The organism is Rossellomorea marisflavi (assembly GCF_001274775.1).
GTDB classification, from domain to species: Bacteria; Bacillota; Bacilli; order Bacillales; family Bacillaceae_B; genus Rossellomorea; species Rossellomorea marisflavi.
This window is the reverse complement of the sequence record NZ_LGUE01000004.1, coordinates 508,540-534,397: the sequence shown is the minus strand read 5'-3', so window position 1 is coordinate 534,397 and position 25,858 is coordinate 508,540. Positions and strand designations below refer to the sequence as shown.

At 46.5% G+C, this 25,858-nt stretch carries 30 protein-coding genes; 21 read left to right on the top strand and 9 right to left on the bottom strand.

The genetic code is table 11. The annotated features are described in order from the left end of the window. Positions 1–3 precede the first annotated feature (3 nt). The 7 genes from AF331_RS12745 (at position 4) to AF331_RS12715 (ending at position 8,306) form a co-directional block, all read left to right on the top strand. Complete coding sequence (locus AF331_RS12745) at positions 4–261, top strand: acyl carrier protein (protein WP_053428476.1); 258 nt, start codon at positions 4–6, stop codon at positions 259–261. Between the two features lie 57 nt (positions 262–318). Continuing rightward, complete coding sequence (locus tag AF331_RS12740) at positions 319–1,416, top strand: beta-ketoacyl synthase N-terminal-like domain-containing protein (protein ID WP_053428475.1); 1,098 nt, start codon at positions 319–321, stop codon at positions 1,414–1,416. Between the two features lie 19 nt (positions 1,417–1,435). Next, positions 1,436–1,846, top strand: coding sequence for a 3-hydroxyacyl-ACP dehydratase FabZ family protein (locus AF331_RS12735; RefSeq protein ID WP_053428474.1), 411 nt, complete (start codon positions 1,436–1,438; stop codon positions 1,844–1,846). A 153-nt stretch (positions 1,847–1,999) separates the two neighbouring features. Further along, the gene (locus AF331_RS12730; protein ID WP_160316536.1) at positions 2,000–3,241 is read left to right on the top strand and encodes a beta-ketoacyl-[acyl-carrier-protein] synthase family protein; all 1,242 of its coding nucleotides are present in this window, start codon (positions 2,000–2,002) and stop codon (positions 3,239–3,241) included. Next, complete coding sequence (locus AF331_RS12725) at positions 3,238–6,315, top strand: efflux RND transporter permease subunit (RefSeq protein ID WP_053428472.1); 3,078 nt, start codon at positions 3,238–3,240, stop codon at positions 6,313–6,315. The genes AF331_RS12730 and AF331_RS12725 overlap by 4 nt, the downstream gene beginning before the upstream one ends. A 48-nt stretch (positions 6,316–6,363) precedes the next feature. After that, a complete protein-coding gene (locus tag AF331_RS12720; RefSeq protein ID WP_053428471.1) occupies positions 6,364–7,050 on the top strand; it encodes a CPBP family intramembrane glutamic endopeptidase in 687 nt (228 codons plus the stop codon). 14 nt (positions 7,051–7,064) lie between these two features. Further along, complete coding sequence (locus tag AF331_RS12715) at positions 7,065–8,306, top strand: MFS transporter (protein ID WP_053428470.1); 1,242 nt, start codon at positions 7,065–7,067, stop codon at positions 8,304–8,306. Positions 8,307–8,466: 160 nt separating this feature from the next. Here AF331_RS12715 and AF331_RS12710 read toward each other — a convergent pair whose 3' ends face one another. The 6 genes from AF331_RS12710 to AF331_RS12685 form a co-directional block, all read right to left on the bottom strand. After that, the gene (locus AF331_RS12710; protein ID WP_053428469.1) at positions 8,467–9,273 is read right to left on the bottom strand and encodes a hypothetical protein; all 807 of its coding nucleotides are present in this window, start codon (positions 9,271–9,273) and stop codon (positions 8,467–8,469) included. Between the two features lie 2 nt (positions 9,274–9,275). Further along, a complete protein-coding gene (locus AF331_RS12705; protein ID WP_053428468.1) occupies positions 9,276–9,707 on the bottom strand; it encodes a PH domain-containing protein in 432 nt (143 codons plus the stop codon). A 69-nt stretch (positions 9,708–9,776) separates the two neighbouring features. Next, a complete protein-coding gene (locus AF331_RS12700; RefSeq protein ID WP_053428467.1) occupies positions 9,777–10,157 on the bottom strand; it encodes a hypothetical protein in 381 nt (126 codons plus the stop codon). A 90-nt stretch (positions 10,158–10,247) separates the two neighbouring features. Then, complete coding sequence (locus AF331_RS12695; protein WP_053428466.1) at positions 10,248–10,556, bottom strand: DUF3784 domain-containing protein; 309 nt, start codon at positions 10,554–10,556, stop codon at positions 10,248–10,250. 157 nt (positions 10,557–10,713) lie between these two features. Then, positions 10,714–11,736, bottom strand: a complete 1,023-nt coding sequence (locus AF331_RS12690) for a DUF4179 domain-containing protein (protein ID WP_053428465.1) — start codon at positions 11,734–11,736, stop codon at positions 10,714–10,716. Next, positions 11,729–12,262 carry a sigma-70 family RNA polymerase sigma factor gene (locus AF331_RS12685; RefSeq protein ID WP_053428464.1) on the bottom strand — a complete coding sequence of 178 codons (534 nt, stop codon included), beginning with the start codon at positions 12,260–12,262 and terminating at the stop codon, positions 11,729–11,731. The genes AF331_RS12690 and AF331_RS12685 overlap by 8 nt, the downstream gene beginning before the upstream one ends. A gap of 257 nt (positions 12,263–12,519) precedes the next feature. Here AF331_RS12685 and AF331_RS22430 point away from each other — a divergent pair, with 257 nt between their 5' ends. Next, positions 12,520–12,675, top strand: a complete 156-nt coding sequence (locus AF331_RS22430) for a hypothetical protein (protein WP_160316535.1) — start codon at positions 12,520–12,522, stop codon at positions 12,673–12,675. A gap of 50 nt (positions 12,676–12,725) precedes the next feature. Here AF331_RS22430 and AF331_RS12675 read toward each other — a convergent pair whose 3' ends face one another. Then, a complete protein-coding gene (locus tag AF331_RS12675; RefSeq protein WP_053428462.1) occupies positions 12,726–13,253 on the bottom strand; it encodes a YdbC family protein in 528 nt (175 codons plus the stop codon). A gap of 329 nt (positions 13,254–13,582) precedes the next feature. Between AF331_RS12675 and AF331_RS23035 the strand changes: the two genes are divergently transcribed. Beyond that, on the top strand, positions 13,583–13,717 hold the full coding sequence (locus tag AF331_RS23035; RefSeq protein ID WP_268786785.1) for a hypothetical protein: 135 nt from the start codon (positions 13,583–13,585) through the stop codon (positions 13,715–13,717). A gap of 76 nt (positions 13,718–13,793) precedes the next feature. Here the strand turns inward: AF331_RS23035 and AF331_RS12670 are convergent, their stop codons facing one another. Next, on the bottom strand, positions 13,794–14,240 hold the full coding sequence (locus tag AF331_RS12670) for a hypothetical protein (RefSeq protein ID WP_053428461.1): 447 nt from the start codon (positions 14,238–14,240) through the stop codon (positions 13,794–13,796). Positions 14,241–14,371: 131 nt separating this feature from the next. Between AF331_RS12670 and AF331_RS12665 the strand changes: the two genes are divergently transcribed. The 12 genes from AF331_RS12665 (at position 14,372) to AF331_RS12610 (ending at position 25,106) form a co-directional block, all read left to right on the top strand. Beyond that, positions 14,372–14,716: a hypothetical protein gene (locus tag AF331_RS12665; protein WP_053428460.1), complete on the top strand. Its 345-nt coding sequence runs from the start codon at positions 14,372–14,374 to the stop codon at positions 14,714–14,716. Between the two features lie 99 nt (positions 14,717–14,815). Next, on the top strand, positions 14,816–15,091 hold the full coding sequence (locus AF331_RS12660) for a hypothetical protein (RefSeq protein ID WP_053428459.1): 276 nt from the start codon (positions 14,816–14,818) through the stop codon (positions 15,089–15,091). Positions 15,092–15,244: 153 nt separating this feature from the next. Then, positions 15,245–16,999 (top strand): dihydroxyacetone kinase subunit DhaK, encoded by a 1,755-nt coding sequence (gene dhaK / locus AF331_RS21950; RefSeq protein ID WP_082346966.1) that lies wholly within the window; start codon positions 15,245–15,247, stop codon positions 16,997–16,999. A gap of 134 nt (positions 17,000–17,133) precedes the next feature. Next, positions 17,134–17,634 (top strand): LURP-one-related/scramblase family protein, encoded by a 501-nt coding sequence (locus tag AF331_RS12650; protein WP_053428458.1) that lies wholly within the window; start codon positions 17,134–17,136, stop codon positions 17,632–17,634. A 263-nt stretch (positions 17,635–17,897) separates the two neighbouring features. Further along, positions 17,898–18,179 (top strand): YwqI/YxiC family protein, encoded by a 282-nt coding sequence (locus AF331_RS12645; RefSeq protein ID WP_053428457.1) that lies wholly within the window; start codon positions 17,898–17,900, stop codon positions 18,177–18,179. Between the two features lie 12 nt (positions 18,180–18,191). Then, entirely contained in the window at positions 18,192–20,117 is a 1,926-nt protein-coding gene (locus AF331_RS21945) for a T7SS effector LXG polymorphic toxin (RefSeq protein ID WP_082346965.1), read from the top strand. A gap of 16 nt (positions 20,118–20,133) precedes the next feature. Then, positions 20,134–20,844, top strand: coding sequence for a PoNe immunity protein domain-containing protein (locus AF331_RS12635; protein WP_053428456.1), 711 nt, complete (start codon positions 20,134–20,136; stop codon positions 20,842–20,844). Positions 20,845–21,109: 265 nt separating this feature from the next. Further along, entirely contained in the window at positions 21,110–21,556 is a 447-nt protein-coding gene (locus AF331_RS12630; RefSeq protein WP_053428455.1) for a hypothetical protein, read from the top strand. Positions 21,557–21,861: 305 nt separating this feature from the next. After that, a complete protein-coding gene (locus tag AF331_RS12625; RefSeq protein ID WP_053428454.1) occupies positions 21,862–22,644 on the top strand; it encodes an SDR family NAD(P)-dependent oxidoreductase in 783 nt (260 codons plus the stop codon). A gap of 75 nt (positions 22,645–22,719) precedes the next feature. Then, positions 22,720–23,025, top strand: coding sequence for an ArsR/SmtB family transcription factor (locus tag AF331_RS12620; RefSeq protein WP_048005433.1), 306 nt, complete (start codon positions 22,720–22,722; stop codon positions 23,023–23,025). A gap of 80 nt (positions 23,026–23,105) precedes the next feature. Further along, positions 23,106–23,867, top strand: a complete 762-nt coding sequence (locus AF331_RS12615) for an SDR family NAD(P)-dependent oxidoreductase (protein WP_053428453.1) — start codon at positions 23,106–23,108, stop codon at positions 23,865–23,867. A 138-nt stretch (positions 23,868–24,005) separates the two neighbouring features. Beyond that, positions 24,006–25,106 carry an L-dopachrome tautomerase-related protein gene (locus tag AF331_RS12610; protein WP_053428452.1) on the top strand — a complete coding sequence of 367 codons (1,101 nt, stop codon included), beginning with the start codon at positions 24,006–24,008 and terminating at the stop codon, positions 25,104–25,106. On the opposite strand, the gene AF331_RS23165 is transcribed toward AF331_RS12610, so the two are convergent. After that, complete coding sequence (locus AF331_RS23165) at positions 25,101–25,532, bottom strand: CBO0543 family protein (RefSeq protein ID WP_412177721.1); 432 nt, start codon at positions 25,530–25,532, stop codon at positions 25,101–25,103. The two genes, AF331_RS12610 and AF331_RS23165, sit on opposite strands and share 6 nt — an antisense overlap. Between the last annotated feature and the right edge of the window lie 326 nt (positions 25,533–25,858).

Sequence of the window (25,858 nt, the reverse complement as noted above, 5' to 3'; positions counted from 1 at the left end):
ACAATGAAACAAGCTATCAAAGAGGAATTTGTACAATCATATAACCTATCCGTGACTCCAGAGGAGATTCAAGATGATGTCCACTTGTTCGGGGAAAAGTCCCCATACGGCCTGGATTCCATGGACGTCCTATTATTCATCAATCTCATGAAGAAGAAATTCGATTTGCAATTGGAAGCAATCAATACGACAAGCTTTCAAACCGTCAACAACATTGTTGAATTTATCGAGAAACAAAAACAAGAAGAATCTTCTCGCTGATACACTTGATGATCCCTGCTAAGCAGGGGTCATTTTTAAAAAGAAGGAGGTATAATCATGGGGTCTAATGTTGCCATAACCGGGTACGGTATGGTCAATCATTTAGGAAAGAATGTACAGGAAGCATGGAGCCGCCTCCAACCATCGAATGCTCTTGAATCTATTGAAGATGTACGCCCATTAGATGTCACCGAGTATTTTGAGAAGAAAGAACGAAAAAGACTCGACAGTTTCACCCGCTATGCCATGGTTGCATCCATGGAAGCCTTGACGCATGCCAACATAAACAGCCCTCACGAGACAAAAGGGATGGGAGTATATGTAGGAGCTGCAGGAAACGGGGCAGATCAATTCCTATTGGATAACCATCTCTTGTTACTGGAAAGAGGGCCGAAAAGGGTCAGTCCTTACTACTCATCTGCTTCCATGATCAACTCACCACCTGCAGAAATTGCCATCAAAAATGGATCACATGGCCCTTCCGGCACCATCATTGCGGGAGAGGCGGGTAGTCTAATAGCCATCGGACATGGATTGAGGGCAATTCAGAATGAAGGAACATCTCTGATTGTAGCAGGAGGAACTCAAGGAGATATATCCGATCTAACGCGTGAGGGATACGAACGTTTGAATATTTCCCAATCCGATCAGCGAGCCTATCATCCCTACACTGAAGACAGTAAAGGGCCTGTCCTTTGTGCTGGTGCAGGATCCATCGTGATGGAATCGATGGAGTCGGCTGAAAGGAGAGGCGCGGATATACTCGGCACAGTCATGGGGTTCAGTATGGGGACCCGCTTGGATCGTATGGAAGAATCGTATACGGCGACGATGCGTTCAGCATTGAAAGATGCCGGGGTCACGCCCAAGGAGGTATCCATCGTGATCCCGCAAGCAGCGGGAATCCCGTCCTATGATCGAGCAGAGGAGATGGCCATGGATGCAGTTTTTCAAGGAGCAACAGTCCCGACTCACGTGTTTAAAAGGAAAACAGGCAACTTGATGGCAGCCATCGGGGTGACGAATACCATTTTTGCTTTGCAAACCCTAGCTTTTACAAGGGAGCAGAAAAGGTGGGGGAATAAAGCAATTGCAATGATCAATTGTTTTGACTTTCAAGGTCATAACGCAAGTTTGGTTATCAAGCTTGCCTGATGAAAGGGAGGATGAACGTATGATCGATATACAATCGGTCCTTCCTCACAGATACCCCTTCTTATTGATAGATCAAGTGGTCTGTAAGGAAGAACTCACCTATGCGAAAGGAATCAAATTGGTATCGAGAGGGGACTGGTTCATGAATCGGAATGAAGAGAACCCCAAGATGCCCGAGGTTCTTATTTTAGAGGCAATAGGACAATTGGGGGCCTTCGTGCTTCCGGAAAAGGAGAAGAGCCTGGGATTGTTATCAGGTGTGAGGAATGTGAGGTTCTTTCATTCCGTTCACCCCGGTGACCAATTGGATCTGGAATTTGAAATCATCAAGCTCCGCTCACAGGCATTTAAAGGGAGGGGAACGGCATCTGTCAATGGATTGAAAGTCGCAGAGGTTGAAGAAATCACCGTTTCCTACCTTCGATCATAATACTGAAGGGCTCCCGTCATGGGAGCCTTTTTTGGTACTATTTCCGCATTTTACAGAATGGTGGAAAATTTGCGTGATTTTCTAGGTTTTTTCTTTTGGCACTTTAATAGAATGAGGAAGTGAGATCATTTGAACTCGAAAGGAGATCATTACGTGAAGCGTCGAGTAGTCATAAGTGGATGTGGCGTAGTCAGTCCGATCGGGGTTGGCCGGGAAAATTTTTGGACCAGTCTCACGGAAGGAATACGTGGTGGACGGCTCATCACCGGTTTCCATACAGACGGATATGGAACAAAAATTGCAGCCGAAGTGACAGATTTCAAATCTCATCCTTTTATTGAAAAAGAAGAATGGGAACGGATGGATACCTTTGCTCAATACGCCATGACCGCAGCGCTTGAAGGCTGGGAGCATGCAGGATTGACTCAATTGACACATGAGCCGAGCAGGGTTGGGGTCATTGTGGGGTCCAGTAACGGTGGAGATCCATTCCTCCATGAAAACCACGTAAACCAATTAAATGGAGGCGAAATCGATCCTCAAAAGCATATCGGTGCGATGATCAACAATGCGCCCATCCAAATAGCGAGGAAGATACACGCTACCGGGCCTGCTTATTCGATGTCCACCGCTTGTGCATCCGGTACCAATGCTATCGGAGAGGCATTCCGATATATTCAGTCCGACTACGCCGATATCATGATTGCAGGTGGGACGGATGATGGCATCCAGCCATTGAACATGGCGGGTCTTGACCGGATTCACGCCATGAGCAGGGGAAACGAGAATCCAGGTTCAGCCAGCAGGCCGTTTAGTGAGGATAGGGACGGGTTTCTCATGGGAGCGGGAGCCGGTATGGTCGTATTGGAAGCATATGATCATGCCGTCGCCAGAGGGGCTGAAATCCTCGCTGAAGTGGTCGGGTACGCGGCCACAACAGATGCCTATCATATCACGGCACCTCACCCGGAGGGATTGCTGGCAGCTGAAGCAATGGAAAAGGCCATGGAAGAAGCAGGAGTAAGCCATGTCGATTACATCAATGCACACGGGACAGGTACGAAGTTAAACGACGAAATGGAAGCAAAAGCAATCCATCTTGCCTTCGGTCCGGATGGCCACAGGATCCCTATTAATGCCATCAAATCCATGACCGGCCACATGCTGGGAGGATCGGGCGCGGCAGAGGTAGTCTCCACCGTCCTTTCCATCGTCCATGATTTGATCCCCGCAACGGTTAATACGGATCCAGTAGATCAGAAGCTCAGGTTGAATGTCGTCAGGGGTGCTCCGTTGCATACATCGATCAACGTGGCCATGACTAATTCCTTTGGATTCGGCGGACATAATGCAAGTTTAATCCTACAAGACGTTAAAGGAGATCCATACACATGAAAAAACTGATAAGCTTCTCTATTAACAACAAACTCGCCCTCTGGATACTGACGATCTTCGTCATCCTCTTTGGTACATATTCCGGTTACTCAATGAAGCTTGAAACATTGCCGAATATCAATGAGCCGGTCGTCGATGTCACCACCGTCTATCCAGGAGCTTCACCGAATGAGATCCTGGAACAAGTGACCGAGCCTATCGAGAATACGGTCTCAAATCTCGAAGGTGTCAAAAGCGTTACGTCCACTTCATTCGAAAATGCCTCTTCCATTCAGATCCAGTATGATCTGAAGAAAAATATGGAAGATGCAGAAGGGGAAGTGAAAGAAGCCGTCCAGTCCCTCGGCTTACCGTCGGACGCAGAACAGCCGAGGGTGGCCAGGGTCAGCTATAACGACTTGCCGGTCCTTGTTCTGGCATTGACTGATGAGAATGAAAGCTTGCAAGAGTTGAGTCATTATGCAGAAACGACCATCAAAAGCGAGTTTGAGAGTGTGGAAGGCATTTCAGACATTAAAGTGGTCGGAACGATCCAAAAAGAACTGGAAGTGTCGTTCAACGATAAGGATTTGAATGCGTTCAATCTTACTGAACAAAATGTCATTGACTATATCCAATCCATCAGTAGTGATGCTCCCTTAGGCTTACAAGTGGTGGATGATGAAGAGCAGTCTGCCGTGATTAAAGGTTCCGTTACGTCGGCAGAGGATCTCAAAAACTTAGAAATTCCCGTTGTACCGTCTCCAGGTGAATCAGAGAATGGGAAGACATTTGTCAAGATGAGTGAAATCTCGACGATCAATGAGGTCACAAAGGAAAAATCCGTATCCAGGATGAATGGCAAGGAGGCCATTGGGATCCAGGTTTACAAGAATGCGGCCGGGAATACGGTCCAAGTGGTCGATGGAATCCAAGAGAAGATGAAAGAGCTTGAGAAGAAGAAGGATTCACTGGCCTTCACCTCTGTGTTGAATGAAGGTGATCCAATCAAGGACTCGGTGCATGTGATGTTCCAAAAGGCCTTAATGGGAGCGGCGTTTGCGATCCTGATCATTTTGATGTTCCTGAGAAACATCAAAACGACGATCATAGCGGTGGTGTCCATCCCATTGTCTCTCATCATCTCCCTTATGGTCTTGAATCAATTGGACATCACGCTGAATCTGATGACACTCGGGGCCATGACTGTGGCAATCGGCCGTGTCGTGGATGATTCCATCGTGGTGATCGAGAATATCTTCAGAAGGATGACATTGAAGGGTGAAACGTTGAAGGGGTTTGAATTGATCAAAGAGGCCACGGCTGAAATGTTTTCACCGATTGTGTCTTCCACCATTGTCACGATCGGCGTATTTTTACCGTTGGGTTTGATCGATGGACCGGTGGGTGAGCTGTTTCTACCGTTCGGGTTGACGATCGTGTTTGCCTTGCTGGCCTCTCTAATAGTATCGATCACCATCGTGCCGATGATGGCTCACTTATTGTTACGCAAAAACATCCAGCACAACAGCAAACGCTCCAAAGAGAGAAGGAAGTCACCATATAAGAGACTTCTTAACTGGAGCCTGAACCATAAAATCATCAGCTTTGTCATCGTGAATGTACTCTTGGTCGGGAGCCTGTTCCTTCTCCCGATGATCGGGGTGAGTTTCATCCCTGACAGCGAGAACAAGGTCATCATTGCATCCTATAATCCTGTCCCAGGATCAACAAATGATGATATAAAGAAAGAAATCCAAAAATCGGAAGATGTGTTATTGGAGAGAGACCATCTTAATGACGTCCAGGCTTCCTTCGGGGAAGGGAACCCCTTGAACCCGTCAGACACCAAGCAAGTCCTCTTCATCATCAATTATCACCCGGAGCTGGCTGATATCACAAAAGAACAGGATGAACTGGCATCCAAGTTAAAAGATGTGAATAAAGGAGAATGGGACATTCAAAGTTCCGGATCAGGATACAATACCCTCTCCCTATTCGTCTACGGGGACAACAGCGGAGAAGTCAACGAAGCAGTAGAAAAGATAAATGGAACGTTAGAAAGTGAAAATGAGTTGACTGGATTGAAGGCCAGTACGTCTGAATCCTTAAAACAACTTGGTTTCGTCCTTGATACTGAAAAGATCGCGAGCCTTAATATCCAGCCTCTCCAAATCTTTGATGTTCTCAGTCAAGGGTCGTCCTCCACCCAGATCACCAGCTTGAATGAGGGGGGAGAAATGATCCCGGTCAACGTTTCCCAAGGTCAAGAAGAGGGATCTGCCTTTTCACTGGAAGATAAACGTGTCCAAACGCTGACGAATGAAAATGTCAAGCTGTCAGAGCTCGTGAAAGTAGAGGAAGAAACGGCTCCAGCCTCCATCACGAAGCGAAACGGGAAGGTATACGGTGTGATCACGGCTAGTATCACCGGTGATGATGTGGCAGCTGTAACATCCAAGGTTCAGAAAGAGGTCGATCAATTGGATCTCGCTGATGGCATTGAAGTAGAAGTCGGCGGAGTGGCCGATCAGATCGATGAATCGTTCACACAGTTAGGGATAGCCATCATCAGTGCCATTATGATCGTGTATTTCGTATTGGTGTTGACATTCGGAGGCGGTCTTGCCCCCCTTGCCATCCTCTTCTCATTACCGTATGCCATCATTGGAAGCTTGGTCGGACTGGTCGTCATGAACGAACCCATCAGTATCTCCGTCATGATCGGAGCTTTGATGCTGATCGGGATTGTCGTCACCAACGCCATTGTTCTGGTCGATCGCATTGTTCAAAAGGAAAAACAAGGGTATTCCACAAGAGAATCCATCCTGGAAGCGGGCATGACACGACTACGTCCGATTTTCATGACCGCCCTTGCCACCATTGGGGCTCTTGCACCGCTGGTTATTACAGGAGAGTCCGACGGAAGCGGACTCATCTCAAGTGGCCTAGGGATCACAGTCATCGGGGGACTCATCTCTTCTACGGTCCTAACGTTGTTCATCGTTCCGGTTGCCTATGAAACCTTAGCGAAGATGAAGATGAAGTTGGGGAGGAAGAACCGGAAAGGACATGAGAAAGGAGAAGTGGCTTAGCATGTTGCTAAGCCTTTCTTTTTAAAATTCAGGAAGAGGTGAGTCAACATGGGAAGTGCATTTTGGAAGTTGAAGGATGCCATGATCGTACTGGCGATCAATCTGGTCGCCGGCTTCGTGGTCGCCGATCTATTCATTAAGCCGGGTCTATCACGGATGGGACTGAGCTCGTTGGAGGCGGGAACGATTGGCGGAATGTTCCTCGCAGTCGTCGCCTTTGCGACTGTTTATCTGTGGGGAGTGAGGAAATACAGCATCAGTTGGAAAGTGATCGGCATATTCAATGCGAAGAAGATCATTCAGCATAAGAAGATGATTCTCCTTTACACCTTTGGGGCCTTGATTGTTTCGCTCCTATTATTGTTCGCCATGTACAGCATCATAGGTGTGTCACCCAATAGTCGATCGAATGCTGTGGATGACACGTATCTTTTTGCGATCCTTCTAGCCGTGTTCTCCTCTGTCATCGTTTCCCCCATCTACGAGGAGGTCTTATATAGAGGATTTATCTATCCGACGTTACGCAATCGGTTCGGAGTAAAGAAAGCCATTGTGTTCAGCGCGCTCATTTTTTCTCTGGTCCACCTTCCATCCATTGATATCCTCCCCGTCAACTTTGTGAATGGATTGGTATTCGCCATACTCTATGAACGGACAAACTCTATCTACGTGCCCATGGTCGCCCATGCGTTGTTCAATCTCAGCTTAATGACTCTAGTCTATTTGGTTAGTTAGGGAGGAAAATAAAAATGGAACAATCAATCCAGCTCCAGGTCAAGCAAGATTCCATCTGGAAGAACAAGCAGTTTATTTATCTGTTGGCCTCCAGCGTCTTTTCAAGTCTAGGTGCTTCCATGTTCCTATTCACACAATCCTGGTACATCGTAACGATTCTCAATCTCCAAGCGGCAGTGGGGTTCGTGATGATCGGATCCACCTTGCCCCAGATCTTCTTATTGTTCATCGGCGGTGTCATTGCTGATAGATGGGACAAGACCAGGCTCATGTTCTGGTCGGATCTTACAAGGGTGATCTTGATTTTCAGCTTGGTCATCGTGCTTGTTGCGTACGCTGTAATCCCCATCTTCATATTCGTGATCTATGCCGTCGCATTCGGGGTATTGGGTGCCTTCTTCTACCCTGCAAGAGACTCGATCATCCCGATGATCACGGAAGATCATAACTTGACGAAAGCCAACTCATTGATCCAAGGAACGAACCAGCTCTCCATGCTGGCGGGACCGCTCGTCTGCGGCGTATTGATCACGCTGTTCAACTTCCAGACTACGTTCTTCATCGTTGCCATCCTTCTTGCAGCTGGCACATTGCCACTCTACTTCATGCGCGAAAGCAAGGTCGAGAAGGAAAGGGTGGAGGGGACCCCCCTTAAGAAGGAACTGATGGAAGGACTGCTTTACATAAAAGGCTCAAGTCTCCTCCAAGGCCTGCTCCTGATCTCCGTCCTGATCAATCTTATCATCGTCGGTCCGTTGTTCATGGGACTTCCCATTTTCGTCCGGAACGTCCTCGACGGTACAGCCTTATCCTACAGCCTGATTGAAGGTTCCTTATCAATCGGTCTGTTGATTGGCTCGATCATCATGTTCGCGTGGAACACCAATCGCCATCGTGGCAAGATCGCCTTGTATTCCTTGCTGTGTCTTTCGTTCAGCTACCTTTTATTCTCCCAGACGACCACTTTCACAACAGGACTGGCTAGCATATTCCTCGTAGGTGGATTCATCCAGATCACGACGCTACCGGTGATCAGCATCATTCAAAGGCAAGTGTCGAAGGAATACCTCGGCAGGATCATGAGCTTGATGACAATCAGTTCCATGGGTCTTACTCCGATTTCATATGGGGTCACATCGATGCTCTTAACGGTCGGCCTCACGATACAGGACATCATGTTCTGGAGCAGCTTGATATTAATCGTCGTGACGATTGGCGTTATCTTGAGTGCCAGACAGATTCGAGCGACTCATTGATTCCCTTTAAACCTCAGAACGTCAATGGTCTACGATTGGAATGACCGAATGGGTGGCGGTGGCGGTCAGTCTCATCAACCTGGTTACGGGAGATGCTGCTGACGTTCCCTACAAATACTAAAAAACGCATGTAGGGAAGTGGCCTACATGCGTTTTGGTTTTATCCTTCTTTATACTGCCGGACCAACTCTTCAAACTTGTCAGCATACTTCTGGATCCTCGCATCATCCTTCCCTGATGACAAGAAAGGCTTCCGTTTCCCGCAGATCAGGACGTCCTTCTCTGAGCGATTCTCAAATTGTATGTAGGGCTTCAACGCGTAGCCTTCGACGTGTGGGAGCTTGGCCACCAGCCACGCAAGTTGCTCCGTTGTGTAGTGGTTGGTCGGTGAGTTCATGACTTCCAGATCTGGCATCGTGGTAAACACTGATACGTCCTCATCTTTGATCTTCTTGCCAGAAAAGGTGAATTCCTTCAAGCGTGAGCCCTCCAGCGGCTTCAGGTCATCCAGCACACTCGCCGGCCAGACGGCATCACCGAAGTGGAGCCGTTCCAGGGCAGGGGCTTTCTGGATCCCGTCAAGTGAATGAAGCCTGGTGAAGTCGCTGATGGAAAGACCTTTTAGGGCATGATTCCCCGTCATATCCCACATCTCCGTAATCCGCTGATTATGGAAATACCCGATGAATTCCACATCCTTCAGGGTGGACAGACCGGACCAGTCCTCCACGAGCTTATTTTTCCAGAATAGAATGGCCTTGAATTTGTGGGCATGGTGTTGGACGAAGTAGTCGAATGTATCCTGCTTCAGGCCGGAGATCATCACCCGTTCCACGCCTTCCCATTCTTCTATGAGATCGATCTCTTCCCGTGTGATGTTGCCTCCGGTGATGTCGCTATTTTTCTGCTCGACACTTTTGTAGAGATCGGTGGAATGACAAAGTCTATAAAACTCTTCCGTATTCATCGTTAAATCCTCCTTAAACTAGTAAGCTGTTCACACCGCTCGGACAAGACCTTGATGAACGCATCTCGATCCTTGGGTGAAATCAGCACCATATCGTAGGTATTGTACGAAATCTCAAGCCTTTTGAGGGAAAGGGCAGGGCTCGATAAGGGGTTGCTCGTTTTCTTGACGGAGGTGATCCTGTCTAAAGGAACTCTCTTTTTGAACGGACCATATCGGATGATCAAATGGGTATCGCTCAACAGGTAGTAAGTGGTAAGGCACCCCCATAATATAAACAGGGGAAGAAGCACGCAAGAAAGTAGTAGAAACATCACTTCCCAATAGGAAGAAGATTCATAGAAGATAGCATAAAGGCCGATTCCGATGGTGCCGAGCATGCTTCCCCAGATGAGGATGGCGAGCCACAGGTCTACTTTTGACGGGTATTTCAATGGCAGGTCCTCCTTGTGATGGTCAGGGTAGGTAACGTTTAACTTGTGGTGAAGGGGGAGGTAGTCAATCTACTTTTTGAGTGGCAGCCTCGGCTCTTCGTCTTGGTAGATGGAATAACTGGTTCCTATCAATTCCATTTTTGTACATTTGTCATCACTGCATGAGAATAGATGGGTTTCCTTATCCGTACGCACACTAGTCATCATATTGTAGGGGAATCTGCCCCCTTTATTTTTGTCAATTCCCGTCTCGATGGCGATGACCTTTTCTGCTTTAGCTAAATCCTTGTACTCTTCACTTTCGACTGTCTTTTGAACCATCTCCCCAAGAATGATTGCTTCTTCGGGGGGCGGTTCGTATGGACGATCAAACAAAAGCCATTTTCCCCCTATGTACAGGTTTACTCCTACACTTACAATCAGTAAGGTTAGAACAATCTTAGGTTTCATCTGTATCCTCCGATTGACTTCTGTTTTTTGTTTCTATAAGTATTAAATGGATGATAATCTTGGCATAGGAATGCACTATCTGCTAGAAAACTAGGAGCCTTTATTCAATGACTGTGAATAAAACGCCAACACAACGACCCCCACTGTGATCCATATGCCGAATATGGCTCCTGCATAAGAGCCGATGAATTCCAATGCAAAAGGGAGGATGACAGTCAGGATCCCGCTTGCCAAGCAGAAGATGCCGTAGGCCCTGGGGAGTCGGTCCTTGTCTCCCTTGAACTTCTTTTCATCGTATCCGGCGATGAAGGTGAGGTCTTTTTTGTACCAGATCAGATAGGCGGATCCGAATAGGAATAAGCTTGCAAATAAACTACCTACGATTGCGCCCCACAACATGTCATCGCCTCCTTGCTTTATTTACGTCGGGAATGAATGAGAAGTTTCATTTATGGGTGATAAAGAGGGAGAAGATTCCAATCTGGGTCAGAGGTATTCAGCAAGAACGACAGAAAGCCGGTTTCCGTTGAAATTGGGATCCGGCTTCGTTCTTTTATTAGTTTTGGGACTTAAGATTCTTCAAAGGAATGAGCAGTTCCAGTTCATCGAGTTCCAAATCATACACATCCCGATTTTGTTCACTAGGCATCAGTGTAAGAGACCCCGGTACTTCATCCATCGGAGGCAGCGTCAGCACCATATGATGGCCATTCGTCCCGTCGGCCATGCCGGTTTGGAGCTTCATGCCATTGTAGACGCGGCCCTGGTCGTCGACGACGGTGTATTCGAACCATGGCCAGCGGTCGTTTTCATCCAGTTCGGCCGGATAGTCGACGGAGAGGTCGATCCGGGTTGAGAGTGGAGAGAAGGTCACGTTGTCGGCAGTGATGGCATACATTCCGTTTTCGGTTTTCGCAGTGGCATCAGGGGAGAAGGCAGTGACGTCACGCTTGATTTTCTCAAGGGGGAAAGCCACATTCCACTGGCCCTCATAGCCAAATAGGTTGTCTCCTTGGACTTCGATATCAATCGCATCACCATACTCATCCAAGTTGGAGAGGGTATACTGGTGGTGCTCGATGATGGTGTTCGGCTTTATATCATCTTGCCCTGTTGAGCCGATTGCCGGTTTAATCGGCTGGCCGTTGATGGTGATTTCCTGCCGCCCGGCTTTTTCTTCTTTGAGCGTCACGCCTTTTGATCCGGTGTACACGACCGTCACGATGAGGCGGTTGCCGTCATAAGCGGCTTCTTTTACCGTCATGGTGAGGCCGTTGTGGCTGTCCTGTTTGTCGATGGGGGTCGCAAGGTGATCCTGTTCGATTTTATCCGATGCAATGTCCCTGAAATCCTTATAAATCGGACTGAGGAGAGGGATGCTCGACAATGCTTCCGCCATGCCCGTCGATACAAACCCCGAGCCGAGGAGGGAAAGGCATATCCCACACGCCACCATGAGGGAGCGCATCGTCGCCTTTCTCACCTTCCTTTTTCGCTTCGCCTGCATCATCGCTTCCTTTTCCCTTGCCACAAGCTTTTCAACGGGTACAGATATGTTTTCGAATAGATCCTTATTCATACAGATAGCCCTCCTTTAATATCGGTCTCAGCTGTTTCTTCGCCCGGTTTAGATGTGACTTCACCGTTCCCTCAGGGGACTTCATGAGCGCCGCGATCTCCTTCGTGGTCAGGTCATGGTAGTACCTCAGCAGAACAATCGTTTTTGCCGTGGGGTTCAGTGAGGTAAAGGCCTCCGTGAGATCCATGGAATGCAGGCTCGAATCGGCATTATCGGATGAGAGGAGCCCGGCAAAGACATTTTCATCATCGGTCGTAAAATGGCGTGACTCCTTCCGGATGAAATCGATCGCCTTGAAAACGATGATCTTCGTGATCCAGCTCGAAAACCGTTCGGGCTTCTTCAACGTGTGGATGGAGGTGAAAGCGGTATAAATCGCCTCCTGATAGATGTCCAGGGCGTCCTGTTCATTCCGGACGTATACATACGCCGTCCGGTACAGCTTTTCCCTGACAGAACCGATGAGCAGCTCAAACGATTCATCATCGCCCTTTTTGGCCTTTTTCACTAATGATGCGATATCCATGTGCGTTCTCCTTTCTGTTACGTTATATAGTCGTATGTGGTGGCCTATTTGGTTGCAAGGGTGTGTACGTTTGGTTTGGGTAGATCCTTCAGTGTTTTATCGGACGTTTTCCATTGTTTGATAACTGTTTGCCTTCAGCACATTGAATGGTACGCCCATTTCAACTAAGATAAGGATAAAATTGGATGTTTTAGATGGGTGGTAGGAACCAAATTAATCGGAAATTTTCATTCAATGGAAAGATGTATAAGGAGAAAGTGAGCGGGAAAGTCATGGTGATAGTGGGGTATGGCTTGTTGCTAGTAGCGGGGATGTTCTTGATGGATCAGCCTGTTTATGCCTCATCTAGATTCATGTTTGGACTTGGCTTGTTGTTTGTCTCGAATTTCTTCAGAGTGAAGAAGGTTGGGTGAGAACTGAACGTAAGAAAAGGAAGCTGCTGATTCAATATGCAGCTTCCTTTTTACATGTCATTACGATGAACGAACCAGTCTTCGGTGATCGTGAATGCTTCCTCCGTTTCCCCTACTGTACAGGGAGGGATGCCATTTGTTTCACTGCGCATGAACAAAAGGGTTCCTCCGGTAGAATCAGAAAATAGCAGGGTTTCATCGCTCTGCTTATTGTTAAGTGGCTGTTCCTCACGATTGATAATGCTGGTTCTGATGAGTGAACAATCTCTTAATAGCTCATTGACGGCGGTTCCACTTGCCTCCCCCTCGAACAACTCGATCTTGATTGAGGTATAAGTAGCACTCTGGTTTGAATGGCCGAAGATCTCGTCATGTATGTTCTCCATGAAATTCTCATATCGATCGCGATTCTCCCAGAAAGAGTAGATGTATGCGATGGATGCGTCTGATGTGTCCCATCCGCCCAACTGGGCAATGAATCCCTCGACCGTTCTCAAAGCAACCCACTCCATCTGCGCCATGTGAAATGACCCGCGTTGATGGGCTTCCACCGTACATACGATTCGTTTTACCAGCATGTCAAGTTCCTCCTTCGGTCTTCTATCAACAGTCTAGCGGAGGATGGGGGAAGGGAGAACCGACTTTTGACTGAATGACTATGATGTTATGGGAACGAAATCAACCCTTCTCGAAGATCTTGAGGAACTACTCTTTGGAAAGAATAGGAGCACAATCGATTGTGAATGTGTTACCATATAATTACATAATATGGAATGGACAAAGACTACTAGAATGGAGTAGGCGAATGGAATTTACGGAGTATCTCAGGAATAAACACCAAATCAAATAGGGAGAACGCAAACTGCGGGAAATATCAGTAGGTCAGTATGAAAACCGGCTGATCAATATGGAGAGGGAGGGCATCTACAGGGGAGAGCAAGTGATCGATGACGAACTGGAAACCCGGCTTTTAAAGCGATACAAGGACTGGAAGACGTATCGGCGTACAATCCGGTTCTTTATTGATTCCAAGGGGTATTGACGTTGGTTTGGGTAGATAACCACACAAAAAGTCTCGGAGGTACCAAGCTTCTTCGTGTGGTAAGGTTCTGCCCCCGTTACCCTTTCCGGACCCTGACCTCCACATAGCCTGGCTCCGTCGTCACCGTCATATACTCATTCTGATACTCGTCTTCCTCACTCCACGGAACGATTACGGATGAAATCTCATTCTCGTTTTCGTCTATGTAATAGATGTGGGTGAGATCGGGATAAAGCAGGAGGCGGCCGAGAATGTTCGGGCGGTCTGCCACATGATTGCTGTCGGGATTATGCGTGTAGCCGCCAAGGGGATTATCGGATTTGGCCGGAGAGTAGGCCAGTTCCGATGCGTCCTCATAGGAGATGTGAATCAGCACCTCATCCGTAAAGAACTGATCATATTGGGTATGGTTATCTTCGTCTTTCACCAGAGGACCGAACTCCAGCTTTAGAAATCGGTCAGGTTTCAGGATGATGGATTCGACGTTTTCGAATACGAGTTCTATGTAGGCGGGGGTTGTCATGTAAAGACCTCCTTGAGTCGTTCATTTCTGTCGCGTACTATGGTTCTATTGGAAATGACAGTTCTTACTGATTGTTTGTGTCTTTCAAAAATGGAAGTGTGATTCTTCCTTAAACGTATAGAAAGCAAAGGTTGAAAGTTGGTGAGGCTGTGGAACAGAGCCCGTTACTTGTAGAAGTTTTACCTTCTTTAGCAAAACAAATCAAAAATTATTTTACGAATAATATTTCACGCTTTGAATTAGGCATACAAGTCGATACCCTACGAATAAAAACTCTTTGTGATTGTGGTGAACCTGATTGTGGTTCATTTTACTTAACTACGTATGAAGAAGATAGAGACATTGAGGAATTTAATCTTGATGGCATAGGTACCATTGAAACTCAAAATGGCTTAATCACATTCATTGAAATTTTTCCTAGTCCAGAAGGAAATCACATTAGAAACACGCTAAAAGATAATGGAGTTTTATATTGAGAGAATAACATTAAGGTTTAAAACAGCCAAACAAAAAGGGATTTTTTTCTTTTAATAGAATGATTGTATCATAACGCTGAAGAGGAATGAGGGGAAGAATTGATAATCGAGATCTTTGCCAATCTCTGCATGTCGATGGTCAGCTTCATGAAGGGTGACCCGACGGAGGAGAAAATTGAAAGGAATATCAAAGAGCTTCAGGCAAGGGAATGGTTCCGGGAACTGTACACACAAAATGAACGCTTCATTCAAACCGATGAAAACATCCGCCATATCATTGGGACTGTGAAAGTGGAGAAGGTCGTCCAAAACGAGAGGAAAGAAGAGAGATTGAAAGGTGACATCATCGAAGCATTGGCCGGTCAGCCGGTTTGATGCAGGGTGGCGCATGGGGACGGTTCCCATGCGCCACTTTTTTGACGCACCGGAACCGTCCCTGTGCGCCACTATCCGACATGCGTAACGCTTTCATTTTCATCTGCCCAGTGAGATAATTTACCCAACGACAATCTCAAGGAGGCGTTGGATGTGAAGAAGGTGTTGAATAAGCCCGAGGACTTGGTGGTGGAGATGTGCAAGGGGATGGCGCTTGCTCATCCGGAGCTTGAGTTCATGAAGAAGTACAAGGTGATGAAGAAGAAGGAGTTAAATGAAGAGAAGGTCACGCTGATCAGCGGCGGCGGTAGCGGACATGAGCCGGCCCATGCGGGTCTTGTGGGGAAAGGGATGTTGGACGCGGCCGTGTGCGGTGACGTGTTTGCCTCACCTTCGCAGATTCAGGTGTATCAGGCGATCAAGGCGACGGCCGGGAAGAAGGGTGCCCTGCTCATCATCAAGAACTACAGCGGTGATATCATGAACTTCAAGAACGCTGCCCACCTGGCCTCAGAGGACGGAATCGAGGTGGAATACGTCAAGGTCGACGATGATATCGCAGTGGAAGACAGCCTGTATACGGTGGGACGCCGGGGTGTTGCGGGAACCGTGTTTGTACATAAGATCGCCGGGGCGGCAGCCGAGGAAGGCAGGAGCCTGCAGGAAGTGAAGGCCGTGGCGGAGAAAGCGGCGAAGAGCGTGCGCAGCATCGGATTCGCCCTGACCTCCTGCACGGTACCAGCAACCGGATCGCCTACGTTCAAGCTTGCCGACGACGAAATCGAGTACGGCGTCGGCATCCATGGCGAACCCGGCACGCGTCGTGAAAAGGTAGCATCCGCCGATGAACTGGCAGAGCGCATGGTGAATGATCTTCTGAAGGACATGAAGCTTGAAGGCGACTCAACCGAACTTGCCGTCATGGTGAACGGCTTCGGAGCCACGCCCTTGCAGGAACTCTATCTCTTCAATAACGCCGTCACCCGGATCCTTTCGGAGAAAAAGATCGCGATCAACCGTGCCTTCGTCGGCAACTATATGACGAGCATCGATATGGCGGGCGTGTCCCTGACCTTCATGAAACTCGATGATGAACTGCGCACGCTGCTGTCGAGTGAGAGCTTGGCTCCTGCGTTCAGGGTGGACGGACCGGTGCCAGGGGTCGAGTACATCGACTTCGGGGAAGAGGAAGAATCGACTCCTGTATCCTTCGAGGTGGAAACAGCGGCCGAGCATGGGGAGATCAAGGGTAATAAGGTATCTCTCCAGAACATGATCTACCTCGTGGACAAGATGAGCGACGTCATCATCCGGAATGAAGTCCCGTTCTGTGAGCTTGATTCCCACGCAGGGGACGGGGATTTCGGCATGAGCGTCTCGAAGGGCTTCAAGCAGTTGAAACGGGAGTGGAAATCAATCTTGGACCAAGACCCACTCACCATCGGAAGCTTCCTCGACGCAAGCTCCATGGTCATCATGGAATACTGTGGCGGGGCGTCCGGTCCGATCTGGGGATCGGCCTTCCGCGCAGCCGGGAAATCGGCCGGTGACCGAACCGAACTGACCGTAGCAGAATTCGCCGAAATGCTGCAGGCGGCAGTGAAGGGCATCCAGGATACAGGCGAGCGATCCTTCGGAAGGGGAGCGGATGTGGGCGACAAAACCCTCATCGACGCCCTCGTCCCTTGTGCGGACGCCTGGTCGGACAGCGCATCAAACGGAGACGACGTCAAAGCTGCATTTGAAAAAGGAGCAGCGGCCGCAGTAGAGGGAGCCGAGAAAACCAAGGACATCGTCGCCCGGATGGGACGCGCCGGAACCGTCGGCGAACGCAGCCTGGGTCATCCCGATGCCGGTGCCTATGCCCTTGGAGTCATCTTCACGGAGCTATCAGAGAGTCTGACGTAATAAGAGTGGCGCATGGGGACGGTTCCCATGCGCCACTTTTTTTGACGCACCGGAACCGTCCCTATGTCACAAATGAAACCAACTTAGTCTTTTAATCGTATATAGAGTCATTAGACAAGATGGAGGCGAGGCTCATGAGACAGCTCTATATTAAACAGAAGGTGTTCAGCTTCAATGAGAAATTCACGGTGAAGGATCAGGATGAGCAGGACCGGTTCTATGTGGAGGGGAGTTTCATGCGGATCCCCAAGACGTTTTCGATCATGGATACAAGCAGGGAAGAGGTCGCCCTCATCACGAAAAAGACGCTCAGCTTCCTTCCGAAGTTCTTTGTAGAAGTGGGCGGTGAAGAGGTCCTGACAATCAAGAAAGAACTATCCTTCTTCAAGGACCGCTATACAATCGACGCAGCCGGAATCGAAGTACAGGGCAACTGGTGGGACATGAACTTCCAGGTCCTCAAGCACGGAGAAGTCGTCGGTGAGGTTGCCAAGGAATGGTTCTCATGGGGCGACAGCTATAAGGTGAACGTACTCCAGGATGAGATGGAGACGGTCATGATCGCCATCGTCATCGCCATTGATTGTGTAAAAGAGGATGAGTCGTCTTCGAATTCATCAATCGATTTTAACTAGAGGTGCGGGAGATATCCCGTGCTTTTTTTTATGAAAGAGAGAAAAGCATGGAGTCGGTCTCCATGCTTCTTTTTTACCTTTTTAACCTGCCCCTCCCATGTGAATATCAAAAACAAGACCAATGCACCGTAATGAAATACCTATTTTTGTTAAAAGTCTGGTTATTAGTGGTATATAAATGGTATTGATGGTACGATATTGAACAAATTGGAATTTAAATGGATGTTGGAATTACGAGACTAGATATAGAAAGGACCGATCACATGAGCAAGGAGATCAAGATTCAGTATGAAGAGGCGGAAGCGGCACTGTCAAAGTTACGTCAGTCAGTCGATTCCTGGGACGCATCATTCCCGAAAGAGATTGGCGGAGCGAATAAGCTTGAAGTCATCAACAAGCTGAACGAGCTCAATGCGCAATGCCAGAAAATGCTCGAGACCTACCAAGAACTCCTGCTGGACAACCAGCAAACATCGAAGCAATCAGTGGAAGACATGGAAGATACCGACCAAAGCCTCCATTCCATGATTTCTATGGGTCGATAGGGGAGGCACTCTATGAAAATACTAGACGTAGACGGCTTTCAAAAGGGAATAAAAGAAATAGAGGAGACCTTATCCTCTCAGAAAAAACAGGCGGACCAAGTTGCGAAGGCCATACAGGGCTTTACCGATCTTGATGAGGCATTCAAGGGAAAAGGCGGAAACGCCATCAGGGATTTTTACCGCAATATGCACCTACCCTTCCTCGAACAGTATCAATCGTATCTATCTGGCTACCAATCGGTCATCAAGTCAATGAATAATGCGCTTCAGAATCTGGAGCCAGCACCTGATGGGTTCATGAATGAGGGCTTTTTGGAGAATGAATTACAGGCAGGTCTCCATTTTGCGAAGCAGACAACGGTGCACCTGACGTTTGAAGCCAATGAAACGATCAAAAATGTATCAGATATCGTCACGTTGCCAAAGATTGAGGACGAGACCTGCATGCAATATGTGGCCGAGGCCGAGAGAGAAATGAGCCATAGTATCGAAAAGGTGTATGAGTTTGATCATGCCCAGACTGCTTCCCTCTCTTCACTACAAGGGCAGGTCGATGCCTTGGAGAAGCAAATCATGCAGCTAAGTCCGATTTTTAAAAAATTGGATTTCAACCCAGTTTTATTACCTACAAAGAGGTTTGAGGGAAATGAAACAGATTGGAAATCGTTTGCCATCGACTTCTCCAAAGAGATATTGTCAGGGATGGTCACAGATTTGTTTGCAACAGCGGAAGGATTTACTTTAGCTATTTTAGACATTCTAATAGGAATAATAGATTCCTTAATTTTTTTATTCACCGATCCATTTGGATTCTTCGGGGGCATCCTTCATGCGCTCTTACACCCAATCGATACACTTAAATACATGGGAGAGAGTTTTTGGGAATCTGTAGAAAAAGAGGTCATAGAGGGAGACCAACGAAGCAGAACAAGATTCGAAGCCTATGTAGCAACCTATGTGGCGACCTCGCTTGTAGGGATCAAGGGCGCAGACAAGGTCAGTACAGTGAGCAAAGCAAGCAAAGCTGGAAAAGCCGGAAAAAAAAGTTCCAATCAAGATATTCCTTACAAGGTCATGAACACCGCCAAAGTTAGAGCCGCCATCCATGACGGGGTCAAATATGTCTATGGCCAAGAGGAGAAAATGGCTCAACAACTTCTTTTCTCTAAAACAGGAAAACAAGTGATGGACTTGAAAGCCATTTCGGGATCCCTTGGAGAGTTCATAGGTAACACGAAAAATGTCTTGAATCCGGAAAAGCTAAACAAGATAATGGAGAAAACATATCAAAAAGTAGCATCAGGACCAGTTTCAAAAGCTGTTAATTCTGAGGCATACTCTACGTTTAAGAAGCTGGTGATGAATGAGAATGGTCATGTTAGGTTCTCTTGGAAAACTGGGGATAGTAAAAAGGAAACTAAGGGTGAAGTCAGTAATAAATCTGAAAAAGTAATAGAATCAATAGATGTGGCCAGAGAACAACAGCGAGTGGTAATTGATTCAGTAGAGGATGGAGAAATAACCTTAGAAACAACAAAGCAAAAAGGGAACTATGGGGAAATTAAAATGGATGATTTCTTTGAAAATCAAACCTATACAAGAATTAGTGATGATCGTGTATTAACATTAGACCAAAAAATTAATAAAGGAATAGATGGTGTATATGAGAATGCAACACCACCACCTAAATATGTAATAGCAGAAGCAAAGTATAATAAGGCACAACTTTCAAATACAAAAGATGGTCTCCAGATGAGTGAGGATTGGATTCTAGGTAGTAATAGGCTAGAAGATGCTGTTGGCCAGGAGCTTGCTGAAATGATTAGGGATGAAATGATCTTAAATCCAGAAAATGTTCAAAGCTTATTAATAAGAATAGATGAAAATGGTAATGTTACTAAGTCTACCCTAAACTCGTTTGGGAAAATTGATAAGTAGAAGGGGGAATATAGAAATGAGAGATATGCGTAGAGGAATAGATTATTTTCAAAAGTATTTAGAAAATGAAACTCGTAAAATACTTAAGTATAAAGATATGGCTGAGAAAGTGAAACGGGAACGAGGAGAAGAGGATACAGGTTTAAAAAGAGCTTATATTATTATTCAAAATAGCTATTTTAACAAGTTAAACTGTTTATATTCTATGGGAGCACCAATTGAAGATATCCAAAGGTTGTATTCTGAAATGGTCCAAATAATGAATAAGGAATGGAACAAGGAAAGTGGCTATGTCAGACTGGTGTGGATGCTTTCTATTGGAAATATGATTAATGTTCCAGACCACGATGTAAATCAGCTTAGAGAGTTAGTTGTAAGATCCCAATTGAAAGATTACCTAGTAGATTTTTTGTTGAATGATAACAATAAAATTTTGAATCGTACAACACCATCATTTATGTTTTCAGATCCCTATAGCATCCTATATGAAGTTATTCATGCGAGCAGCGAAAATGAGGCCATAGAGAAATTAAAATATTATTTAGAATCTAAATGGTATCCTGGTCACGAAGATATAGGCTGGTATGACTCACATAAAAGTCAACATGATACGTATAACGGGTATTGGAGTTATGAAAGTGGAGCCATCGTAAAGATCTTAAAGTTAGATGATACTGCCTTAAAGGATACTCCGTACTATCCTTATGACATGGTTCACTTCAAATGATAAATGGAATCCTTCCCACCATAATTATTCATACATTGTGCTTTTTTACACAACAATTTTTCTCTTTAAAGAGCTGGAAGGAAGTTCGGATAAGCACAAGCATGTGGGGATTTTCACGATAGACTACTCGAAACCGTGGTTGTCGGTAGTATGTTCCAATGTTGTGTTGGAGGAATAGTGCTGTGTAGAAACCTTGATTAGCAAGATGCGCTTCTTAAGGTTTCTTTATTTTATAAAATTGTAATAAAGGAAAGGAGGTAGGCTCATGAAAGTAGTGGAAGAAATAAAAAGACTATTATCGAGTGAGGATAAAGTTGAGAAGGAGAGAGGGATTGAAGATATTGGAGATAGGTTCCAATATGGAGGTATGGACAGCCCTAAGCTCATAGAAGGGATTGATCTACTCCTAGCGCATATTCCTATGGAAAAGGATGATGCAGTAAAAGAAAGTATTCTTCATTCGATTCATAACGGACTCGTTAATCAAGACATTGCTTCTGACATATCATTGGATCTGCTGGTGCCAGTTCTATCGACGTTCAATGAAGAACAGTTAACGTATGTTCTGACGTTTATGGGTTTTTCAGGAAAGGGTAAATATAGATCGATCCTGGAGACGTTTCTTCATCATTCTAGCGGAGAAATAATAGAAGCTGCTAAACAGGCCATTATTGAAATTGAATATAGAGGGTCCAATGGGCAAAGACGATAGAGCCATTCGTGTTGTTTTTATATAGAATAATGAGAAGTTACTTCTGATGGACTAATGGCTATTCTACTGTATTCTCCAGGCCCTAAAGTAGCTAGCAAATATCCAAGAGCAGCATCAGATTCAAGAAGAGCTGCATTCGGCTGGAATTCATATAGACCCACACGTGATTGAGTCTTAAATAAACCATTAGAGTATTTACATTGACATCATCAAATCAATTCACTACAATATGTTTAAATGTTTAAACGTTTAAGTGATTAAACATAACAAAATAACTAATCATAAAAAAAGGAAGGGATCCAACCATGACCAATCAAACCGCACTCATCACCGGCGCTTCATCCGGCATCGGACTGGAACTGGCCAAGCTCTTTGCGAAAGACGGCTATGATCTTGTACTTGTGGCAAGAAGTGAAGAGAAGCTCAATCAGCTGAAGGGGGAGCTGGAGGCGCAGTACGGGATCCGGGGTACTGTGATTGCCATGGATCTTGGGAAGCAGGAGGAAGCGTACCGCCTGAAGGAAGAATTGAAGGGTAAGCATATCGAGATCGACGTACTGGTGAATAATGCCGGCTTCGGTTTGTATGGGGCTTTTGATGAGACCGATCTTGTGGATGAACTGTCTATGATTGATATCAACATCAAGGCATTGACCGCGTTGACCAAGCTGTTCCTGCCGGGGATGAAGGCGAGAGGGCGGGGGAGGATCATGAACGTCGCTTCTTCTGCTGCCTTTCAGCCGGGACCGCTCATGGCGGTGTATTATGCGACAAAATCGTATGTGCTTTCTCTGACGGAGGCGCTTGAGAACGAACTGAAGGGGAGCGGTGTCACGGTGACGGCTTTATGTCCGGGGCCGACGGAGACCGGGTTCAAGTCCCGTGCGAATCTGGGTGAGTCGAAGCTGTTCAAGAGCGGCGTGATGGATGTCCAGACGGTTGCGCGCATCGGGTATGACGGGTTGATGAGAGGGAAGACCATCGTCATCCCGGGATTCAAGAATAAGCTGCTTGCCAACAGCATCCGCTTCATCCCGAGGAAATGGGTGACGGCGACGGTGCGAAATGTCCAGGAGAGGGCCCGTTAGTCTTGAAGTTTGGCGCTCGTTTGACTATCATTGAGTTGATTAGCTTAAACAAATAGACATTAGAGGGGGATGGATATGGGGCAACAGGCCATCGACGTGTTTCGTTCCTGTATTCCGCTCTTGCAGGCATTGAGTGATCCGGCACGGCAGGACATCATTTTGCTGCTGGCAGAGCATGACCATTTGACCGTAAACGAAATCACTGAGCATTCCACGCTATCACGACCAGCCATTTCGCATCATCTGAAGATCCTCCGGGACAATCAGCTGGTCACCATCGAGCAAAAAGGCACACAGCGTCTCTACTCATTGGCCCTTGAGCCATCGGTCGGACTGCTGAAGCAACTGATTCATACAGTGGAAAGTACATGCGATCTTTAGTCATCCGGCTTCAGATCCTTTCTTTCAACCTAAATGTTCAAATGATTAAACCTATAAACGCAGAAAGGGAGTAGAAACAAATGAACCAAATCGCATTGATCACAGGAGCCTCATCCGGTATCGGGAAAGAATTTGCCACGCAGCTCGCAGCCAAAGGGATGGACGTCATCCTCGTCGCCCGCTCGACGGGGAAATTGCAGGAGCTGGCAACAGAACTGCAGGAGCAATGGAACGTGAACGCAACGGTCATCACGGCCGACCTCAGCAAGGAATACGGGGCGAAGGACGTCTATAAGCAAACGCAGGAGCTCGGGCTCACCGTCGATTACCTGGTGAACAATGCCGGTTTCGCCACAAGCGGTGAATTCCTCACCAACCCCCATGAGACCGATCACAACCAGGTCATGGTGAACGTGGCCGCGGTGGTGGATATGACGCATCTGTATCTGAAGGACATGGTGGCAAAAGGCTCGGGCACCATCATCAACCTCGCCTCCGTCGTCTCATTCCAGCCCGTCCCCTACATGGCCGTATACGGCGCAACCAAAGCCTTCGTCCTCTCCTTCACCGAATCCCTCTGGGAAGAATACCGGAAGAAGGGGATCAAGGTACTTGCCCTCTGCCCGGGGGCCACAGCCACCTCATTCTTTGAAACGGCCGGAGACGTCTCCGTCGGGAAAATGCGGACAGCGGAACAAGTCGTCCAATCCGCCTTCCACGCCCTGGCGAAAGGAAACAGCTTCGTCGTCGACGGGAAGTCGAACTATGCGACCACACAAATGGGGCGATTTCTGCCGCGGAAAGTGTTGACGCGTTTGGTGGCGGGGATTATGAAGAAATAGAGAGTTTTCCATTCAAGTGCCTTACTTTACTCGGGAGCATCATTCGAGTATGACCTCATAACTAAGTAAATTGAAACATGCACTAGAAGAAACTTATCACATATATAGGTGATATCCGTGTTGCTTAAGGAGGATATCATGAAGCCTTTCTTACCTAGTGAAAAATATTTCGGTGAATTAGAATTAGTTCATTCATTTTATGGGGCTATGCCTACAGGTGTTACTGTTTCTGAAACGGGTCGTATTTTTGTTTGTTTTCCGAAGTGGGGAGACGATGTCAAGTTTACTGTGGGGGAAATTGTTGAGAATACATTACAGCCTTATCCTGATGTACAAACGAATGTGGAGAACTACGAGGATATCACCATGACGTTCATCAGTGTCCAAAGTGTAGTTGCCGATGGAAGGGGAACGCTATGGGTATTGGATACAGCGGCACCCAATTTTTCCGAACCGATTAAAGGTGGAGCGAAATTAGTCGCTGTTGATTTAGAAACCAATACAATCAGAAAGGTTTATACCTTTTCGGAAGATGTTGTCCTGGCCACAACGTATCTGAATGATGTGCGATTTGATTTCCGTGTAGGGAAAGCGGGTTATGCATATATCACGGATTCATCATCGAAAGGACCAGGAGCTATTATCGTTGTGGATTTATCAACTGGACACGCATTCAGGCGGTTAAATGGGGCAAACTCAACATCACCCGATCCCTATTTTTTACCGAAGGTTGAAGGTCGGATTTTAATGAATCGAAACAAAGATGGTTCCACTTCCCGATTTACATTAGCTTCTGATAGTCTTGCGATTTCCCCCGATGGGAAGACAGTATATTTTGCTCCACTAACCAGCCGTCATTTGTTCTCAATCTCGACAGAGGCCCTTAGAGACAAAACGATCCCGGACACGGATCTACCTTATCATGTGGAGTATTGGGGAGAAAAAGGTGCATCGGATGGCATGATTACAGATGCAAAAGGGACGGTTTATGCTGGAGATTATGAAAACAATAGTATCCGAAAGATATGGCCGGATGGCACAATGGAAACCATTGCACATGATCCGAGAATCTTATGGCCGGATACTTTTTCAATTGGTCCAGATCGATACCTATATGTCATTGTAAATCAATTACATCGGCAGGCAAGGTTCCATTATGGAAAAGACCTGCGAGAGAAACCGTATAGTTTACTTCGGATGAAAATTGATGAGCTTCCTGCTTCCACATACACGCTATAAGGTGTGATCCGGTCTTTTTTGATTATCAAATAAACGTCTTATAACATACATTGAAAACCTGACTACTAAAAAGGAAAAGGAAAGTGAATAAAAAGTAGTGCTCCCATTCCATCCTCTTTTATATTTTACAAGCTGAGTGTTTTTTTCTAGCCATAGCTCAATAAGGGTCAAGGGTACACTTAAATACAGGACCTTTATCAGGCATTGAAGGATATGAGAATCCTTAGTGATTTGATTATAAAAAACACATGTAATCGGAAAAAGGATGTAATCGAACAATACGCTCGTTTTAACACGTTTCGGAAACCGTGTGGGATATTCAACATACCCTTTATATACAACCAACTTATCGACCAACGATGCATAATAACTCTTTATAAAGAAAACAAGGAGCCAGTCCTTTGCAAGAGGTTTATTAACTAACATAACAAAGGAACAAATACCAAAGAAATAAAGCCATTTAATCATGTTGATTTCGAAATTTTTTCTCACGTTTAGCACCCCCACCGAATAGGTTATCCCTGATTCAAATGGTTATACTAGTGAGCGTTAGGTAGTACCCTTTTAAACATCAGAGTGCGACGTATGTAGTACTCCACCACATTACGCAAAGAAAGGAAGCGGCAGCTCAACGTCTGCAGCTTCCTTTCTTCGCATCCCGCATGACTCTCTTCAATCCGTTCCCCCGGAAGATGGAGGTCTTCGAATCGTAGGTAAGGGTCTTCTTGTTCTGAAATAGCATCATCTTGGTC